14 protein-coding genes, 1 tRNA gene and 2 pseudogenes are annotated in these 18,607 nt (G+C 40.1%); 8 read left to right on the top strand and 9 right to left on the bottom strand.

What is annotated here, in order from left to right:
* From FB6_RS07640 to FB6_RS07620, 5 genes and pseudogenes are all read right to left on the bottom strand, one after another.
* A pseudogene (locus FB6_RS07640) lies at positions 1–99 on the bottom strand (IS982 family transposase); the annotation flags it as partial.
* Between the two features lie 530 nt (positions 100–629).
* Entirely contained in the window at positions 630–1,280 is a 651-nt protein-coding gene (locus tag FB6_RS07635; RefSeq protein WP_174559439.1) for a hypothetical protein, read from the bottom strand.
* A gap of 26 nt (positions 1,281–1,306) precedes the next feature.
* Complete coding sequence (gene queF, locus FB6_RS07630; RefSeq protein ID WP_174559438.1) at positions 1,307–2,122, bottom strand: NADPH-dependent 7-cyano-7-deazaguanine reductase QueF; 816 nt, start codon at positions 2,120–2,122, stop codon at positions 1,307–1,309.
* On the bottom strand, positions 2,122–2,895 hold the full coding sequence (locus FB6_RS07625; RefSeq protein ID WP_086195004.1) for an ABC transporter permease: 774 nt from the start codon (positions 2,893–2,895) through the stop codon (positions 2,122–2,124). Before FB6_RS07625 ends, queF begins: the two co-directional genes overlap by 1 nt.
* Positions 2,892–3,827: an ABC transporter ATP-binding protein gene (locus FB6_RS07620; protein WP_174559437.1), complete on the bottom strand. Its 936-nt coding sequence runs from the start codon at positions 3,825–3,827 to the stop codon at positions 2,892–2,894. Before FB6_RS07620 ends, FB6_RS07625 begins: the two co-directional genes overlap by 4 nt.
* Before the next feature lie 179 nt (positions 3,828–4,006).
* Here FB6_RS07620 and FB6_RS07615 point away from each other — a divergent pair.
* The 8 genes from FB6_RS07615 (at position 4,007) to FB6_RS07580 (ending at position 14,976) form a co-directional block, all read left to right on the top strand.
* Positions 4,007–4,082 (top strand) — tRNA-Arg (locus FB6_RS07615).
* Positions 4,083–5,005: 923 nt separating this feature from the next.
* Positions 5,006–7,120 carry a TonB-dependent receptor family protein gene (locus FB6_RS07610; protein WP_174559436.1) on the top strand — a complete coding sequence of 705 codons (2,115 nt, stop codon included), beginning with the start codon at positions 5,006–5,008 and terminating at the stop codon, positions 7,118–7,120.
* Positions 7,121–7,145: 25 nt separating this feature from the next.
* The gene (locus FB6_RS07605; protein WP_174559435.1) at positions 7,146–8,564 is read left to right on the top strand and encodes an LLM class flavin-dependent oxidoreductase; all 1,419 of its coding nucleotides are present in this window, start codon (positions 7,146–7,148) and stop codon (positions 8,562–8,564) included.
* On the top strand, positions 8,564–10,210 hold the full coding sequence (locus tag FB6_RS07600) for an ABC transporter substrate-binding protein (RefSeq protein ID WP_254592211.1): 1,647 nt from the start codon (positions 8,564–8,566) through the stop codon (positions 10,208–10,210). The genes FB6_RS07605 and FB6_RS07600 overlap by 1 nt, the downstream gene beginning before the upstream one ends.
* Positions 10,207–11,193, top strand: a complete 987-nt coding sequence (locus tag FB6_RS07595) for an ABC transporter permease (protein WP_254592210.1) — start codon at positions 10,207–10,209, stop codon at positions 11,191–11,193. Before FB6_RS07600 ends, FB6_RS07595 begins: the two co-directional genes overlap by 4 nt.
* Complete coding sequence (locus FB6_RS07590) at positions 11,190–12,050, top strand: ABC transporter permease (RefSeq protein WP_174559433.1); 861 nt, start codon at positions 11,190–11,192, stop codon at positions 12,048–12,050. Before FB6_RS07595 ends, FB6_RS07590 begins: the two co-directional genes overlap by 4 nt.
* Positions 12,043–13,722: a dipeptide ABC transporter ATP-binding protein gene (locus FB6_RS07585; RefSeq protein ID WP_174559432.1), complete on the top strand. Its 1,680-nt coding sequence runs from the start codon at positions 12,043–12,045 to the stop codon at positions 13,720–13,722. The genes FB6_RS07590 and FB6_RS07585 overlap by 8 nt, the downstream gene beginning before the upstream one ends.
* 42 nt (positions 13,723–13,764) lie before the next feature.
* Positions 13,765–14,976, top strand: a complete 1,212-nt coding sequence (locus tag FB6_RS07580) for an acyl-CoA dehydrogenase family protein (RefSeq protein ID WP_174559431.1) — start codon at positions 13,765–13,767, stop codon at positions 14,974–14,976.
* A gap of 1,089 nt (positions 14,977–16,065) precedes the next feature.
* Here FB6_RS07580 and FB6_RS07575 read toward each other — a convergent pair.
* The 4 genes and pseudogenes from FB6_RS07575 to FB6_RS07560 all read right to left on the bottom strand — a co-directional run.
* Positions 16,066–16,470: an ExbD/TolR family protein gene (locus FB6_RS07575; RefSeq protein ID WP_174559430.1), complete on the bottom strand. Its 405-nt coding sequence runs from the start codon at positions 16,468–16,470 to the stop codon at positions 16,066–16,068.
* Positions 16,471–17,205: a MotA/TolQ/ExbB proton channel family protein gene (locus FB6_RS07570; RefSeq protein WP_174559429.1), complete on the bottom strand. Its 735-nt coding sequence runs from the start codon at positions 17,203–17,205 to the stop codon at positions 16,471–16,473.
* Positions 17,206–17,236: 31 nt separating this feature from the next.
* Positions 17,237–18,058, bottom strand: a complete 822-nt coding sequence (locus FB6_RS07565; protein ID WP_174559428.1) for an energy transducer TonB — start codon at positions 18,056–18,058, stop codon at positions 17,237–17,239.
* Between the two features lie 436 nt (positions 18,059–18,494).
* Positions 18,495–18,607 (bottom strand): annotated as a pseudogene (locus FB6_RS07560) (IS982 family transposase); the annotation flags it as partial.

Below are 18,607 nucleotides of genomic sequence, written 5' to 3'. Positions count from 1 at the left end.
TAACGAATGACGGCTTTGTTTGAGAAATTTCCAATAAGTTGCTTCAAATTTCAGAAAGAAATCATCAATTACGCAGAATAATTCGGTACTATTGAACATCAGGACTAGGGCTTTAGGTTTTGTGTGGTAACTCAACTGATGGCTCTAGTCCTCTTATTTTTCAAGTCATTTTCTTATCCGCGATTCGGGTTATTTATTGTATTCATCAATGTGCTTTGGTTTTGAGTATGGGGCAAGCCTAAGGGTAAATGGCAGTGAATTCTGAATCTATCTGTATATGAATGATTTTGACTATTATGGAAAGATAATGACCCAAAGCAGAAAAAGGCGTGATAGAGCTGTTGATTAGCTATGATCCAAAATAAGGTCAATACGTTTTCTGATTGGCATATTTAGAAGGTACAGAGAAAAAAGCTGGAAAAGCAAATGTATGGCAGATCAGGTAAATGTTGATTGCCGTCATGATTTCCTTTTAAGGTAATTCGTTTCTATATAGAAGAAGCATCTATTGATATACATACTATCACTGCCAGCAAACGTCAGGCTATGTAAAAGCAGACCTGAACTTAATAATAACTGAGCCATAAAAAAACCTGACATGTGTCAGGTTTTTTGAAAGTCAAAAATGCTTAGGCATGGAACAAAGTATCGTGATATTCAGCCAAAGCCAAGAGTTCTTCTTTATTAAGATTTGGGATAATTTTATCCGCTGCAATATGTACGGCTTTAATCACTGCAGCAGAACCCAGATCGGCAGCTTTACGCTTGATCATGCCCAAATCTAGGGTTTTATTAAAGTCATTCATGAAATGACGCACGGTCGCTTCAGCAAACTGCTTATAAAGTTCAGTTAAGACTGCTTTATTTACCTCATTGCCTGCTTTAATTTCCGCATAACTATTTTTAAGATTGGTCACCAGACTGGCATCTAATGGTTCACCTACACGGAAATTGCCAGCTGCATCTTTAAACAGGCTTTTTTGTGAAAACTCAATTGACTGTTTTACTACATCATTGGAGGATTTGCTCAACAACTGTTTCAATAAAACTGCAACGGTTGATTTGACATAACCGGCCAGTTTTTCAGCAGTATCACGTTTATCACTGGCTGGGAAACGACGCACAAGCTCGGTCAAAATAGCATCAATGATTTCTTCATTAATCAGCAATGCAGTCTTGTCACGTAAAGGGTATAGCGGTTCGCTGGAATTTTTCTTTTCCTGACCTGTTTGAATACTTGTTAATAATTCTGCAGAAGGAATAAAACCAAAAAATGGCATGTTAAACAACCTCAATATTCTTCATTTTATTGTCGCGCCAAACGAATGGGGCGAGGCATCCATGTCGCATCGGATACACGGCAAGGGTTGATGTCTAATCCACCACGACGTGTATAAGTTGCATATACCATCAGTTTTTCCGGCGCAAGGTTTTGCCAGATGTCGGCAAACATCTGTTCCGCGCATTGTTCGTGGAAACCATTATGCTGACGGTAAGAAATAATATAAGCTAAAATGCTGCGATAACAAGGTTTTTTGCCTTTAAAGCGTATAAAAACTGTGCCCCAGTCTGGCTGGCCGGTGACTGGACAGTTACTGCGTAATAAATGTGAATAAAGTTGCACTTCAACTGCTTCACTATTTTCTGTGTCTAATTTTAATAAACTCGCATCTGGATGGTTTTCCAGGCGTTCAGGGCTTAAATCATCAATACAGATACCTTCAGGCTTGGAAATGTCCAGATCATCTACCTGAAATAAAGTCAGCGTGACCGGTGCACCTGCCGCAGCAGATAAATCTTTTTCGACCGTCGCAATAAAATCTTCTTTTGAATCGAATTTAGTAAAGTTCATACTATTAAAGTAAAGCTTGAGCGATTTCGATTCGATCAGGTTAGGTGAGGATGCCGGCAGCGTGATACGACCAATCGCCACCTGAGGAATACCAGCCGCATTTAACCAGGAAATTTCAAAAACATGCCACCAGTCTTGACCTTGCTGAATACCTTCAACATGGGCGTATTTTTCACGCGCAGTGGCACGTGAAATTGGAAACAGAATATCGGGTTGATATTCTGTTGGATAATTGGTGTCTTTACCTAATAGAGAATGTTCTACACTCATTATTCACGCATTCCTGAACCACGAGAAAGTAAATAGTAAGCTATACCGTAAAGTACGGCACAACATAAGGTAATAACAGTCAATGAAATGGACACATTGACATCACTATGACCTAAAATGCCGAAACGGAAGGCATTGACCATATATACGATCGGGTTAATTAAAGAGAGATTTTGCCAAAATGGACTTAAAGCACTAATGGCATAGAATACACCACCTAAATAAGTCAGTGGAGTCAGTACAAAAGTGGGGATAATCGAAATATCATCAAATGATTTTGCATAAACAGCATTAATAAAACCGCCTAATGAAAATAAAAATGACGTAATCAGCACGGTATATATGGTGACGAACCAGTTGGTAATATATAAGTCAGTAAAGAACAGGCTCATTGCAGTGACAATGATACCAACCAAGGCACCACGGCAAACACCACCAATTACATAGCCCCACAAAATCATGTGCAGAGGCACAGGACTCATAATCAGTTCTTCAATGCTTTTCTGGAATTTGGCACTAAAGAAACTGGAGGAGACATTAGCATAACTGTTAGTGATCACCGCCATCATAATCAGGCCGGGTACAATAAACTGCATGTAGCTAAAACCACCCATTGTGCCAATCCGTGAACCGACCAAATTGCCAAAAATCACGAAATACAAACTCATGGTAATGGCGGGCGGCAATAAGGTTTGCGGCCAGATCCGCATAAAACGGCGTACTTCTTTGTGAACGAGAGTATAGAGTGCAACACTAAGTTGATTAAAGTTCATTGCGCAGCTCCATCAAGGTTTTTTTCTACCATTTTGACAAATAGTTCTTCCAGACGGTTTGACTTGTTACGCATGCTGCGTACTTTAATGCCTTGAGCTTCCAGCAACTGGAACAGTTCATTCAAGGTATGCGCTTTGTCCATGGTCACTTCTAAAGTCACGGGATCGATTAAATTGAAACGCACACCAATAATGTCCAGATGAATAGGCTGAATTGGTGAGACCAAATCAAAAATAAAGGATTCTTCACTGAGCTGATTCAGGAAAGATTTCATGCTGGTATCTTCTTTAATCACACCGCGGTCAATAATGGCAATCCGACGACATAGTACTTCAGCTTCTTCCAAATAATGTGTGGTCAGAATAATGGAGGTGCCTTTTTCATTCATTTCGGTGAGAAAATCCCACATGGAACGACGCAGTTCGATATCTACACCTGCAGTCGGTTCGTCCAAAATTAGAAGTTTTGGCTCATGCATCATGGCGCGAGCGATCATCAAACGGCGTTTCATCCCGCCAGAAAGCATACGCGCCTGAACACCACGTTTTTCCCATAAACCTAATTTTTCTAAATATTCTTCGGCACGTTTTTCGGCTATTTTTTTAGGGATACCGTAATAGCCGGCTTGAGTGACCAAAATATCAAAGGTTTTTTCAAATTGGCCAAAGTTGAATTCTTGCGGTACCACGCCTAAGCATTGTTTGGCTTCTGAAGGGTGAGTGTCGAGATTGTGACCAAAAATTTCCACCGTACCGGAAGTTTTTTTGGTCAGTGAGCTGATGATGCTGATGGTGGTAGATTTACCTGCACCATTGGGACCGAGGAGGGCATAAAACTCACCTTCAGGTACAGTCAGATTAATACCTTTGAGTGCTTGAAAACCATTACGGTAAGTTTTGGATAAATCCCTCAAGGTCAGTGCATCAGTCATGAAATTCTCACAGGGTGAATAGTGGGAGTATTGTGAGTGATCTTGGAAAATAAACCAAGTAAATAAGCAGGAATTCTCTGTTGCGATTTTGGAACATTGATTAAAGTATAAGCACAAAAATTGATGACTTATATATAGTTGCTTTACCTTACGGTTTTTTTTGTTATGATGTGCATCGCGCGCTCATAGCTCAACTGGATAGAGTACAGGTCTCCGAAGCCTGTGGCGTGGGTTCGAGTCCCGCTGAGCGCACCATATTATCTTATTAAATCATTGTAATTAAAATAATCTATTAAAAAATTATCTTGTGTACTCATAATGGTTTTGTTGCACAAACCTATCGAATAAAGGCTTATTCAGCAATATAATTCTCAAATGAATAAGCCTACACCTTAGCTTTATCGTACAATACAACGAATTGGTCTTCTTACAATCGTGTCCTTAACTATTTGGTTTGATCCTAACACCAAGTCGTGCCTTAAATTTGATAGAACTAGGTGAAATAGGCCTTTGACATATCCAGTACGGTTCATTACGTTAAAACAAATACCACCGTTTGGTGGTATTTTTAATTTTATTAGGCGCTCCTCACAGCAAGTAATTTTTGAACATGACTGCAATCATTGACTTCATCGTACACAGCATAAACCGTTAGATATTGATCCAAAAATTTTCCAATACGGTTAACAGTGTTTCTATCCTTAATAAAAAGCTAATAGGCATAACAACGATGCTGCACGGATGTCATAACTTTAATATCGTTTTATAGAACACCCTTCAACTCTGGTGCTATGACTAAATTTTAATTGAGAAGTGTTTGTTTTGGTATCGCTGCTGCAATCTCACAAACCTGATTTATAATCCGTTCAAGATTAAAACTAAAAAATATAAATTTATGATTTTAATATTTTTATTAAAAATAGATAAATTTATCCTAAATTTTCATTTATAAAAACACAGCCTCTTAAAATTAAAAAATAAAACCTTCAATTTTTATATTAAATAAAATTAAATAGAAATTTTTTTTGAATAAAAATTAGTCAAAATAAATCAAAACTAATCCATTTAATTCATAAAAACAAAATGGAATATTAAAACCATTTTTTAGTATTTATTTGTAATGATTTTTTAAATATAGAATCGGCACAGGAGTTAATTATTCTCGCTTAGGAAAATCAATGTCAAAAAATAAATACTTCCAGTTATCGCAGTTATCAATCGCAATCGCTTTAGCATTACCTTTAACAACTATTTATGCTCAAGAGAACTCCAATTCAAATGATGTTCAAGTATTAAGTGCAGTTGTTGTTACAGGGGGGAAACGAGATACAGCTCAAACCGCTAAAACAAAACTCAATAAAATTCCAGGGACCACAAGTGTGGTCGCTGCTGCTGAAGTTGAAAAGGGGCGTGCTGCAAATTTAGAAGACGTTTTGAGCTATCAGGCTGGGGTCTTTGCAGCGGCAACTGGAGGAAATGGTGCGAACTTTGTTTCGATTCGTGGTTCAGGCATAAATACCTTTTATGGTGGTTATGCACGGGGAATTAAATATCTTTACGATGGGACTTCTATTACAGGGCCGGGTGGAACACAAGAAACATTGTTGACGCCTACAGCCGTAAATTATACCGAAGTCATTAATGGCTCTAATGCATTTGCTTATGGCGCGACGGCATTAGGCGGTGCAATTCAATTTACCACGCATACAGGACGATCGTCTCCGGGTACATATATTGGACTTGAGGGCGGGAGCTTTGATTATCGTAAATATTTTTTAAGTCATGGTGGTGTGAGTGACGATCGTAAAACAGATTATTATATTGCGGTATCTAAAAATGAACGCGAAGGGTTTCAAGAACAGACACCTGTAGATGGTAAAGATATCGTTTTTAATATTGGTCATAACTTTAGTGACGATGTGAAAGGGCGATTTATTGTTCGTTATCGAGAAGAAGAATTCTATAACGGCGGTTATTTAACATTAGCAAAGATTAAAGAAGATCCCACGCAAAAAGGTTCAACAGTCTATGGACGTGATCACTGGTCAGGTTTGGCTGTGGGTAAGCTAGACTATTTTATTGATGACCACTCAAAATTAGAATTGTCTTTGGGCTACAACAAATTTGATCTTGATAATGGCCTCAGTTCAAGTTGGTATAATGATTGGCCTTCGACCTATATCACACCGACAATTCGTTACTTACGTGATAATGACAAATTATTTGGGCTGCCAAGTGACACTTCAGTGGTATTGACTCAAACCTATTTGAGTGGTGGAACAGATGGTCGAAATCGCGTTGGAAACCAAAAATTCCAAACTTATCATGCAGACTACACGGGTTCCCGAGATACAGCATTCGCAATCACCAATGATTTACATCTGAATGATAAAACGACTTTAACTACGGGTTTATCTGCTGTAGAAGCTTTGCGAAATATTAAAATTGATCAAGCAGAAGTACCCAATACCAGTGGAAATCCAAGTCATGTTTCTTATGATGAGTGGTATTTAGCACCACGACTTGGCTTAAGTTATAAGTTAACTCCGGAAGTACAATTTTTCACCAGCTTAGGTCGATCCATTGACGCACCTGTTACATGGGGAATAGGACCCTCAGTAGGTGCCAATGGTGCGTATTTACGCGATGTTCGTCCCCAAGAAGGTACAACCGGTGAACTTGGTGTCCGTATCAATAGCGAAAAATTGGATGGTACGCTTGCCGTATATCGTACTTGGTTAGAAGATGAAATTCATAACATTGTTGTGACACCAGCAACGACCACTGCACCGGCGGTCACTGCGAATTTTAATGCCAGTAAAACTATCCACCAAGGTGTAGAAGCTTCGCTTGCAGCCAAACTTTGGGAAAGCCAAAAAGGTTCAACGGTAAATCTACGTCAATCTTATACCTTCAATGACTTTTTCTTCAAAGGTGATTCTGACCTCGGTAAAAATGAATTACCAGGTTTGCCACGACATAGTTATCAGGCAGAGCTTGAGTGGAAAAATACTCAAGGGTACTACGTTGGCGTAGATTTACGTGCAGTCTCTAGCTATTACGTTGACTATAAAAATACTTTTAAAGCCCCATCCTATGAAATTTTGGGCTTACGCGCAGGTTATGAAGAGCCTAATCAAAAGTGGAAAGTCTATGTCGATTTAAAAAACTTAACGGATGAACATTACGTTGCAACAGCTTCATCAAGTTACAACTATAGAGGCAGTGATGCAGCGGTGTTCTGGCCGGGTGATGGTCGAAGTGTATTTATCGGTACCGGATTTAGATTTTAAACAATAAGAATAGGAGAAATTTATTATGCCAAAACAACTTCATGTCAATTTATTCGAAATGAACTGTGTGAGTCACATTATTCATGGTCTATGGGTGCATCCTGATAATAATCGTCATCGCTTTAATGACCTGGAGTATTGGACTGAACTTGCGAAGTTACTCGAACAAGGCACTTTTGATGGCATTTTTATTGCCGATGTCATTGGGGCTTATGATGAGTTTCGTGGTGGTCCTGAAACGGCTTTGCGTGAAGGAATGCAAATTCCATCAAATGATCCGCTCTTGATTATTCCAGCCATGGCAGCAGTCACTAAAAATCTTGGTTTTGGTGTGACATTTTCAACTACTTATGAACCCCCATTTGCTTTTGCACGTCGTATGAGCACCTTGGATCATTTAACCAAGGGGCGTGTTGGTTGGAATATTGTGACCTCATATTTACCCAACGCTGCACGTAACTTTGGCCTGGAAAAAGAGATTTCTCATGACCAGCGTTATCAAATTGCAGATGAATATCTAGACGTACTGTATAAACTTTGGGAAGGTTCTTGGGGTGACAATGCAGTTGTGGTTGATAGAGAAAACAGGGTTTATACAGATCCGAGTAAAGTCCGTTATATCAACCATGTCGGTGAAAATTATAAAGTTGCCGGTCCTCATTTGTGCCAACCCTCACTGCAACGTACACCTTTATTGTTCCAAGCTACGGGCTCGGCTGCGGGAATTGAATTTGCTGGTCGTCATGCAGAGGCAATATTTACAGGTGGATCCAGTCTTGTAGAAGTACAAACGAATATTCAGGCAATTCGTGACAAAGCTCAGGAACATGGCCGTGATCCATCGAGTGTAAAATTCTTTGTTCCAGCAAGTGTCATCGTTGGTCGTACGGATGAAGAAGTAGAAGCGAAATTAAAAGAATACCGAGAACTGCATAGCATTGATGCATCACTTGCACACATGCAGTCACCAATAGACTTTACGCAGTATCCACGAGAAACCAAGTTACGTGATTTGGTGGCAAAAGGCGATCAGTCCTGGGGATTATTACGTTGGGTAAATTCAGATGAAACCGTGGGTGAGTTGATTGATAAAATTAGCTTTCGTCAAGATCGTTTCTTTGTCGCAGGTACACCTGAACATGTCGCAGATACAATAGAACGATGGCTTGATGAAGATGGTATAGATGGGATTAATCTCATCCAATACTTATCTTACGGAACGGCAAAAGATTTCATTGAATTGGTGGTGCCAGAATTACGCCGTCGTGGACGCTATCGTGAACAGTATACGGAAGGTGAAACCTTACGTGAGCGTTTCTTCGGTCAAGGGCAGGCTCGCTTACCTGACAATCATTTTGGTGCACGCTACCGCAATCCTGAAAATCTCAAGCAACCTGCGGAAGCTTTGAACTTGTCTCCTCAAAAACAGGAGGCAGTAGCCTGATGAAATTTTTAAAAAACATTGCTGTTCCAATTGGTGCAGTGATGTTATTGGGAATCAGTGGATGTGGTAACCGAGGTGGCGATAAAACGACGGTTTATACTGGGCAGCCGGTGTCTGGTGGAACCTTAATTTATGCAACTGATCGTGAACCGACTTGCCTTGATCCGCATTCACAAGGCGATATGCCTCAGGTCTTTATTGCACAGCAATTTTTAGACTCACTGGTGTCTATGGATGAGCAGGGCAAAATTGGTCCTTGGTTAGCAAAAAGCTGGGATGTGTCTAAAGATGGTTTAGTCTATACCTTCCATTTGCGTCAAGATGTCCATTTTACCGATGGAGAGCATTTTAATGCACAGGCCTTAAAAGCCAATTTAGACCATATGGTGGACCCAAAAACCCAATCCAGCACTGCAGCAAGTTATATTGCACAGTATGTCAAAACAGACATTATTGATGAGTACACTGCCGCAGTTCATTTATCTGAAGCTTATGCCCCTTTCTTGGAAGTTTTGGCACAAGGCTTTTTGGGGATTCAATCACCTAAAGCCTTACAGCGCACTCGTGAAGAAAATTGTGAAAGCCCAGTGGGTTCAGGCCCATTTAAGGTCAAGCGTTGGGATCGACAAAGCCAAATTACTTTAGAACGTAATCCTGATTATGCGTGGGCACCGCCTACGGCAAAACATCAAGGCCCTGCATATTTAGATCAAATTATTTGGAAAATTATTCCTGAACCTTCGGTACGTTTTGCTTCTGTTCAAGCGGGTGATGTGGATGTCATTGATGCCTTGCCGCCTGAATCACATAGCCAGGCAAGACAAAACCCTGACATTAGCTTGTTAATCAAAGATCGTCCTGGAAATCCAACCAAAGGTGATTTTAATACTACGCGTGTCCCTTTTAATGATATCCGTGTATGTGAAGCTTTTGTACGTGCATCCAATGTTGAAGGTGCTTTAAAAAGTATCTTCTTTGGTGAGTTTAAACGTGCAGGTGGCCCCTTAAGTCCTGTCACCCGATTCTATAGTGATCAGTTCGAACATGCGCAAGACTATAATCCTAAACGTGCACAACAACTTCTGGATGAGGCGGGTTGGAATCAACGGGATAAAGCAGGATATCGCGTTAAAAATGGACAACGTCTGAGGGTGCAAGTTCCTGTTGCAGAACGTGTTTCAAATGCAGAACGTGCATTATGGGAGCAAATCCAGGCATCGACTAAACGAGAAGGTTTTGAAGTCAATCTAGAACCCATGGATACAAGTAGCATTACCAAATGCTGTATTACTGGATGGGACTATGATATTCGATTGGGTTACTGGAATACCAATACACCAGATGTACTCCGCATTATTTTCAGCAGTGCTTTTATCAGTCGCCCGGGTGCAATTTATCACACCAATGGCACAGGGTTTAGTCATGCTGAATTTGATAAAACCATTAACAGTGCGTTACAGACACAGGATACAGACCTTCGACGTCAGTTATATCTCAAGGCTCAGAAAATTATTTCAGAGAACTATTTACAGATTACCACCATGCCGCAAAGCAGCCGATTAGCCATTTATAAAACGGCAAAAGGGGTGCGTCTTGAACCGTCACTCACTGTTCCTTATTTTTATGATGCATGGGTAGAAAAATGAAAATAATAAAACCGAATTCAGAAAGCGATTCTATTTATAACGAAAGGCTGATTTCTACGCTCAGATACTTAGCAGTCTGTTTGGGAAGTGGTGCCCTTGTACTTTTGATCATTGCAACTGTAACTTTTTTTGCGATGCAGCAAATGCCCGGTGATCCAGCAATTTCGATTTTGGGTGGGTTAAATCCGACCGCGGAAGCGATTGCTGAAGTGAAACGTGAATATGGGCTTGATCAACCTTTATACGTGCAATATTGGATTTATCTTTCTCATCTTTTACAGGGTGATTTAGGTATTTCTTATTCTCAGCGATTACCCGTTGTCCACGTGATTGCACAACAAGCTGGAGCGACGTTTGAACTCATTGTTGCTGCTTTAGTCATGACATGGGCATTGGTGTTGGCATGGACATTAACGACAGCTGGACGACGTCGCTGGATTTCTCATTTAGGTTCTACCGTTGAAACTATTTTGGCAGCACTACCGCCATTCTGGTTGGCAATTTTGTTGTTGGCAGTCTTTGCATTTAACTTGCGTCTATTTCCTGTCGCAGGAAGTGACAGTCTACACAGCTTAATTTTACCGGCATTGGCATTGGCATTGCCTTTAGCTGGGTTTGTGGGGCAAGTGACACGCCAATCTTTAGAAATTACGCTAGAGCAACCTTTTATCTTGTCAGCACGATTACGTGGCTTAAGTGATTGGTCTGTGAGATGGCGACATGCATTACGTCATTCATTATTGCCGGGAATTTCACTTTCAGGCTGGGCAATAGGTGCTTTAGCCAGTGGTAGTGTAGTGATTGAAGTTATTTTTTCTCGTCAAGGATTAGGACGCCAGCTCTTTCAGGCCGTACAAAGTCAAGATATGCCACTTGTTGTGGGTATTACCTTGGTGGTTGCTTTGACATATGTACTGGTCAATATTCTCGTGGATCTGCTTTATCACTTGGTTGATCCAAGATTGAAAGGAGAAACTGCATGAGTGAACTTATTTTAAAAAATAAACTCAATCTTCAGTCTTTGATTATTCAGTCCTTGCCGTGGGGCACCATCTTAGCGGGGCTCTTTCTTGTTGCGATCATTTTGGCATCCATTTTCCCTTATTTATTTGCATCCACAGATCCTTTAGCCATTAATCCTGAAGCAGCATTTCAGGCACCAAGTTGGGCACATTGGTTCGGTACAGATCAATCGGGTCGTGATATTTATGCTCGAGTCATTCATGGCAGTCAGCAGTCCTTGACCATTGGAGTTTTAGCAATTGGCTTGGCATTTTTGATTGCAATTCCCCTGGGGGTTATTGCCGGCTTAAGTGGTGGATGGATTGATCGTGTGATTGGTTGGGTGATTGAAGTTTTGTTTGCCTTTCCTAGCCTAATTCTTGCGCTGTTATTTGTTGCTGTGTTTGGTGCAGGAATCACGCAACTCATTATTGCAACGGGCATTGGTATTGCGCCGGGATATGCGCGCATGATTCGAGGCCAAGTCTTGGCAGCACGACATGCAGGCTATGTTGAATCGGCACGTGCTTTAGGTCATAGCCCTTGGCGTATTATTCGACGCCAACTGTTACCCAATGCGATGCGACCTTTGGTGGTCGTGGTCACAATGGGTATTGGACAGTCAATAGTTTGGGCTTCGGCACTAAGTTTTTTAGGGTTGGGGGCTAAGCCACCTGCGCCAGAGTGGGGAACCATGATGTCTGCAGGGCGTGATTTTATTGCCAATGCATGGTGGCTGACCTTTTTCCCTGGTTTCTTTATTTTACTGACAACATTATCAACCACGGTACTTGGGCGCTACTTACAAAACCGTTTGGAGGGTCGTAGCCATGCATAACAAAACATTAGTGATAGACGGTCTGAATATTCAATTTGCCCATCAAACTGTAGTGAATGATTTATCACTGACTTTATCACCGGGCAAATGTGTGGCATTGGTGGGTGAATCAGGCTCGGGTAAAAGTGTAACCGCACGAAGTATTGTAGGCCTTGCAGGACAAGGGGCTCAAATTCAAGCACGACAATTTAGTTATGCAGGTCAAAATCTTTTAGACAATACTGAAAAAGATTGGCGTTTGATTCGTGGTCAAGAAATTGGCTTTGTATTACAGGATGCATTGGTGTCACTTGATCCCTTACGTCCAGTCGGAAAAGAAATTTTAGAATCTTTAACGGCTCATGGTTGGGGAACATTTGCAACACGTAAAGAAAAAGTCATTTCATTATTGGAACAAGTGGGGATTCCTTATCCTGAACTTCGTGCAAATCAACGTGCTGATCAGCTTTCAGGTGGCTTACGTCAACGAGCATTGATTGCTAGCGCACTGGCATTGAATCCGAGTCTGGTGATTGCAGATGAGCCAACGACTGCTTTAGATGCGACTGTACAATCCCGAATTTTAGAGTTATTAAAACAAATTAAAAATAACGGGAATTCGCTCTTATTAATTAGTCATGATCTTGCAGTGGTTTCTCAATTAGCTGATGAAGTCTTAGTGCTACACCATGGGAAAGTACTTGAGCAAGGCCCGATTGAACAAATTTTACATCAGCCACAGCATCCCTATACTCGAAGCTTGTTAGATGCTTTACCTGCATCACGTCCTCGAGGGCAGCGCTTGTCGTCCCATGCACAGACCCAACCTCGCGTAAGAAAAGAGCAAAATATACAAATAATTCCGTTGCTTGAGGCTAAACAAATTGCTAAACGATATCGTGGTCCAGATCAGCAATGGCGACAAATTGTTGAAGATATCAATATTCAACTATATGAAGGTCGTACGCTTGGCATTGTGGGTGAATCCGGTTCCGGAAAAAGTACGGTAGCACGTATTCTTCTAGGGTTGATTGAACCAGAGGAAGGCGCAGTATCCTTTGCTGGAAAGGCATGGAATGGAGCCGCGAATCATCGGATTCCTGAACGTGAAAGACGTTTGAGACGTCGTGACATTAGTGTGATTTATCAAGATCCACTGAGTTCTTTTGATCCACGTTGGAATGTGGAGCAAATATTAGAAGACGCCTTACAAGTGGGTGGAGTGAAGTCGACTGAATTAAAACATGAAGTCGCAGCCTTGCTGAAAAAAGTGCGGTTATCCTTTGACGTAACACGTCGTCATCCTTTGCAACTTTCAGGTGGTCAGCGTCAACGTGTAGCGATTGCAAGAGCGATTGCCAGCCATCCACGTGTCATCATCTGTGATGAACCCGTATCGGCATTAGATGTTTCAGTACAAGCACAAGTTCTAGATTTACTTGATGATTTACAAGAAGAACTGGGTCTAACTTATCTGTTCATTTCACATGATTTAGGCGTGATCCGTCACATTAGTGATGATGTGGTGGTGATGTCACAAGGTCAGATTGTGGAACAAGGGGAGACCGAGCAGATATTTAATGACCCTCAACATGCCTATACCAAGCAACTGTTAGGTGCCGTGCCTGATTTATCGCTGACATTAGATGAAAACCCAAAACCGATAAGCAACTTGAATTTTAGTTTTGCTTAATTTCAATTTAAAAACTCAACAGAAGATTAAAACAGGATTATTATGAATAACTTAGTTTCAAATACACAATTCACATCATTACAGCAAACATTGAATGTTGCTGAATTACAAAAGCGTGCGGAATCATTACTCCCAAAACTTGGACACGGAAGTGCAGAGCGCGAAAGCCAACGGCAACTACCTTTTGAGCAGATTAGACAACTGGCTGAAGCACATTTATTAACCTTTCGTATTCCAGAAATTTATGGAGGTAGTCAGGCATCCGTACGTGAAGTGATTCAATTTATTATTGACGTGGCCGCTTATGACTCCAACATTGCACAGGCGCTTCGTCCTTCATTTCTTTTTATAGATGCATTATTGGCAAGAGGAACAGAGCAAGAAAAAGCATTATGGTTCTCACGTTATTTAGATGGCAAAGTGATTGGAAATGCAGGCTGGGAAACGGGTGGGGCAAATGGTGAAGTCAGTTCACGTATTGTGAAAGAAGGCGATCATTATCGTGTCACAGGGCAAAAATATTACAGTACTGGTGGTCTCTATTCAGATTGGATTTCAGCTGTTGCTTTAGATGAACAAGATAAACCGGTATATTTTATTTTACCGATTGACCGTGAAGGTTTGGAATTAGTTGATGATTTTGACGCTATGGGGCAAAGACTCACTGCGAGTGGTACAACGAATTTCAATAATGTCATTGTTTATGAAGATGAGATTCAAATTCGTGATTTTGATTCAGGCAAACGATCAATTGTTACACCATTTGCACAAATTTATTTGGCAGCTGTTGAGGCGGGTATTGCACGAAATGTATTAAATGATGCTGTGTGGTTTACTCAAAATAAAGCGCGTCCTATTAAACATAGTAGCGCCAAAAATTCGGTTGATGATCCTTATGTTGAATTTGCTGTCGGTGAGATTGCTGCACGTGCATTTGCCGCTGAAGCAGCTGTACTCAATGCAGCTGATAGTATTGATGCTGCATGGGCGGCTAATCTTGATGATGCAGCAGTAGATCATGCAGCCTTAATCGTTTCCAAAGCACAATTTATTGCTATTGAGTCGACTTTGAAGGCTGCAGAGCGTTTATTTGACGTGGGTGGTGCATCAACAACAGGACGAAAACATAATTTTGACCGACATTGGCGTAATGCGAGAACTGTTGCCAACCATAATCCACGTGATTGGAAAGCCGCAGCGGTTGGAGCTTATTATTTAAAAAATGAGCAATTGCCATTGTCAGGCTTATTTTAATATAAATTATTGATAATATTTTCTTTAAAATTAAAACTTTTACTGCCTATAGGTTTATTCAGCAATTTCACTCTGAGTTGAATAAGCCTATAGCTAAAATTTTTTGAAACTTCACTGCCTCTAAAATTATATAATTCTAGCCTCTAAAGCCGAAATACATTTTGCTTCCATACCTACCTGAGCCAAAGTGGCACAATGGACTATTCTTCAAGCACTCAGGACGCAAATATCAGCGTTAGGTTCTATTAGGTGAAGGTTTTCCAAACATCATATTGCACACAGACTGGCACTTGCCCCTCGACGATTTGTAGAAAGATCAAACTCAATCGAAACAGAAGTGGTTATTTTGCTCTGCAATGTAGCCTTGAACAGGTGACCTCATATGTCGCTGTCAGCACGCATTTGATCTATCACGATATCCAACAGGATATAATGAAGGAAGGACATCTTTATCAGTATTTGCGTTTTAGCAATCAGCACAAGAGAAAGTATGGACATCCAGAAATTCAAGGGAAATTGAACAACTGAAGGAGTATGTAGGAAAGACCTCAAATCATTGATCAGCAGTCAAGTTATGGTGATCTGTAAATAGACACCCGTTGGCAAAAATCATCAGCAATTTTTAGTTTCGATTATGGGCAGAAAACAGATTATCGCGGGCTAAAAAAAGAGCACTACTTGTAAGAGTCTAAAGCTTAGTGAAGCGATTGTTAATTTAATCCATCCGGTAAAAGTACACTTGAAAACCATCCCTGCTGATAACTGCAAAAAAGTTTAGTCTGTATGAACAAATCCTGTATGAGTTAGGAATTGAATTCTACTTCTCAGATTCTTATCGCGTATGGCAGAGAGATCAATGAAAATATCCATGGGCTAATACGACAACAGATTAGAAAAGGAAGCGATTGAAAGGATTATTCAGATGATTTAATTGCTGAGATCACAAACTGATTGAATCATCGCCCAAGAAAAAGACTCGGATTGAAAAGTCCGAGCCAGATATTATTGTGAGACATGGCGTTGTACTTCAAATGCTGATCTAAGCCTATTTAAAATAAATAGGCCTCTGAGCATGTATATCAACGTATGTTATTTAGGTTCGGTAATCACGGATAATTTTTCCACACCGACTCTCTCTATACTCGCTAAAAGTTTAGCAACAGTGCCATAAGGAACTGTTTCATCAGCATTTAAGTTTAATGCTAGCTTGTGATTGGCATTTTTACGCTGTGTGATTTCTTGCTCAAAGTTGTCTAGATTGACAGGGGTTTTATCTAAATAGATTGCACCATCGGGCTTTACGCTAATCACCAGCGCTTTGTTTTGATCTGTAGATTGTGTGGGTGCAGCTTTAGGTAAGTTGACTTTCACACTGTTGGTTAACAAAGGTGCCGTGACAATAAACACGATCAATAGTACCAACATGACATCGACTAAGGGGGTAATATTGATATCACTGACAATATCGTCATCTTGAGAAGTTGAAATAGCCATTTAAGCCAAAGCCTCCTTTTCTTGAGATGTTAACTGATGCGTTGTGACTGGCTTGGCTGCAATATGTGCAGTTTGAGTTTTACTTGGGAGTTGGAAACCTACTTTTTGGGTTAGGCTGACAAAGTCTGTTGCAAAGTCGTCTAAATCTGCACCAATACCTTTCACTTTACGAACAAAATAGTTATAGGCAAGTACAGCAGGTACAGCGACAGCAATACCAATTCCTGTTGCAACAAGTGCCTGACCAATGGGACCTGCGACCACATCCATGCTGGCACTGCCTGATTGGGCAATTGCTTGTAAGGCATGAATAATTCCAAATACAGTACCAAATAAGCCAATAAACGGGGCATTGTTTCCAATCGATGCGAGAACGGCTGAGCCTTTTTCCAGTTGACGACGTTCAGTGAGAATTTGTTTACGTAAGTGGCGCTCTAACAAATCCTGACGACTCCACGTTTGTTGTAAATCCTGATGGGTTTTTTCATTGGCTTCAGTTAATGTTTTAAAACCTGTTTGAGCAATACGTGCTGTAGGACCATATGCATCTTCAGCTTTACTAATGGCATCTGCCAAGTTTTGTGCTGACCAAAAGGTGTCGACAAAAACTTTACTTTGTTTAGTGGCTTTTGAAGTTTGAACTGCTTTCACCACAATTAAAACCCAAGTTACGATCGAAAAACCGATCAATAACCAAATGGTTGCATCATGAATAATCGTATTAATATCAGACATATCGAATTTTCCTAAGATAAAATTTTACAGTTTAATTGGGTAATTTGAAGTGAATCGGAACATCGACCCAACCTTCTATTGGTGTGTTGCCACGTATTGCAGGTGAAAATTTCCAGCGCTTCACAGTCTTTATAGCTGCTTCATCGAGTGCTTTTTTTCCACTGCTCGTTTTAAGGTTGATTTCTAAAGGATTACCTGTTGGTGAGACTTTCACACGTAACATAACAACGCCTTCCCAACCACGGTCTAATGCCACCTCAGGGTATTCAGGGGCGGGATTACTGAGATAACCTGCATAACCTTTGGCTTCTGTTACAGGTAAATTTTCTTGTGCGGGCTTACTCACAGTTTCTGCAACTTTTGGGGTTGGTACGATGCTTTCTGTAGCTTCAGCCTGCTGTACAGGTTGAGGCACTGACTTAGCAACAGGTCTTGGTTGTTCTATCTGCTTTTGCACTACGGGTTTTTGAACTACTTGTTTTTGCACAGGTTGAGGCTTTGCAGAAACAGGAGGAATGATGGGCTTTTGTACTTCCTCTTTGAGTTTAGGTTCAATTACCTTAGGAGGTTCTTCCTTTGGTTTTTCAATTTCAATCGCAATAGGTGCTGGTTTTTTCACAATCAGTGGTGGTGTTGGAAGATGTTCTGCGACATAAAAAATGCCGTAATGTAACGCCAGAACAGCACCAATCGCCAAAAAGATATTACTGGTCTGAACTTTTTTTTCTGCGGCTATTGGGCTTGTAAAATGAGAACCAAATGGATCTGCAGCTGCAAATATATTGGACTGAACATTTTGAAGTTGTTCAAACAAAATTGCCTTTTTATAAGGACTTCGATTAACTTCAGTCATATCAGTAATACACCATTCAATAAGATTTAATTTTCATTGCAGAATATTTTTTATTTCGTAAATTAAATCGTCTTAATTTGAATAAGAAAATACTCTTTTAATTTTAAATTTTTAATTAATTTACAGATGGGTAAATTAATGTAGCTAAAAAACATTAAAAATATAATGAGGGAATTTCAAATAATATAGAAAGAATTTTTTTAGATTAGTATTTTTATAAAAGTTGATAAACGAGTGATTTTATTAACATCTTACAATTATTAAAGATAATTTATTTTATATTTATGATATTTACATTCATCCAGATGTTATTTTAGATTATTTTTTGCTTTTATTTTAATATATTTTCTAAATAAATCTATTAATATGCAATAAGGCTGTCGATATGGGGCAGTCTTGAAAGCCTAATCAAAATAATATCTAACCCGAATCCTGCTTAAGCTAATGATTTCATAATTTGAATTGTTGGCTTATTTCGATGGGTTAATTGGTATGCACATAAAGAAGCATAAATTCCACTTAGAAATCCATGAATACTACGAGCTTTAC

The sequence above is a fragment of the Acinetobacter bouvetii genome, assembly GCF_902753875.1.
Classification (GTDB): Bacteria; Pseudomonadota; Gammaproteobacteria; order Pseudomonadales; family Moraxellaceae; genus Acinetobacter; species Acinetobacter bouvetii_A.
This window is presented reverse-complemented; position numbering and strand designations above follow the sequence as displayed.

Bases quoted from the DNA above. Each gene is read 5' to 3' on its own strand.
- queF (WP_174559438.1), bottom strand. From the start codon at position 2,122: ATGAGTGTAGAACATTCTCTATTAGGTAAAGACACCAATTATCCAACA.
- FB6_RS07625 (WP_086195004.1), bottom strand. From the start codon at position 2,895: ATGAACTTTAATCAACTTAGTGTTGCACTCTATACTCTCGTTCACAAA.
- FB6_RS07590 (WP_174559433.1), top strand. From the start codon at position 11,190: ATGAGTGAACTTATTTTAAAAAATAAACTCAATCTTCAGTCTTTGATT.
- FB6_RS07635 (WP_174559439.1), bottom strand. From the start codon at position 1,280: ATGCCATTTTTTGGTTTTATTCCTTCTGCAGAATTATTAACAAGTATT.
- FB6_RS07595 (WP_254592210.1), top strand. From the start codon at position 10,207: ATGAAAATAATAAAACCGAATTCAGAAAGCGATTCTATTTATAACGAA.
- FB6_RS07610 (WP_174559436.1), top strand. From the start codon at position 5,006: ATGTCAAAAAATAAATACTTCCAGTTATCGCAGTTATCAATCGCAATC.
- FB6_RS07565 (WP_174559428.1), bottom strand. From the start codon at position 18,058: ATGACTGAAGTTAATCGAAGTCCTTATAAAAAGGCAATTTTGTTTGAA.
- FB6_RS07580 (WP_174559431.1), top strand. From the start codon at position 13,765: ATGAATAACTTAGTTTCAAATACACAATTCACATCATTACAGCAAACA.
- FB6_RS07585 (WP_174559432.1), top strand. From the start codon at position 12,043: ATGCATAACAAAACATTAGTGATAGACGGTCTGAATATTCAATTTGCC.
- FB6_RS07575 (WP_174559430.1), bottom strand. From the start codon at position 16,470: ATGGCTATTTCAACTTCTCAAGATGACGATATTGTCAGTGATATCAAT.
- FB6_RS07605 (WP_174559435.1), top strand. From the start codon at position 7,146: ATGCCAAAACAACTTCATGTCAATTTATTCGAAATGAACTGTGTGAGT.
- FB6_RS07620 (WP_174559437.1), bottom strand. From the start codon at position 3,827: ATGACTGATGCACTGACCTTGAGGGATTTATCCAAAACTTACCGTAAT.
- FB6_RS07570 (WP_174559429.1), bottom strand. From the start codon at position 17,205: ATGTCTGATATTAATACGATTATTCATGATGCAACCATTTGGTTATTG.
- FB6_RS07600 (WP_254592211.1), top strand. From the start codon at position 8,564: ATGAAATTTTTAAAAAACATTGCTGTTCCAATTGGTGCAGTGATGTTA.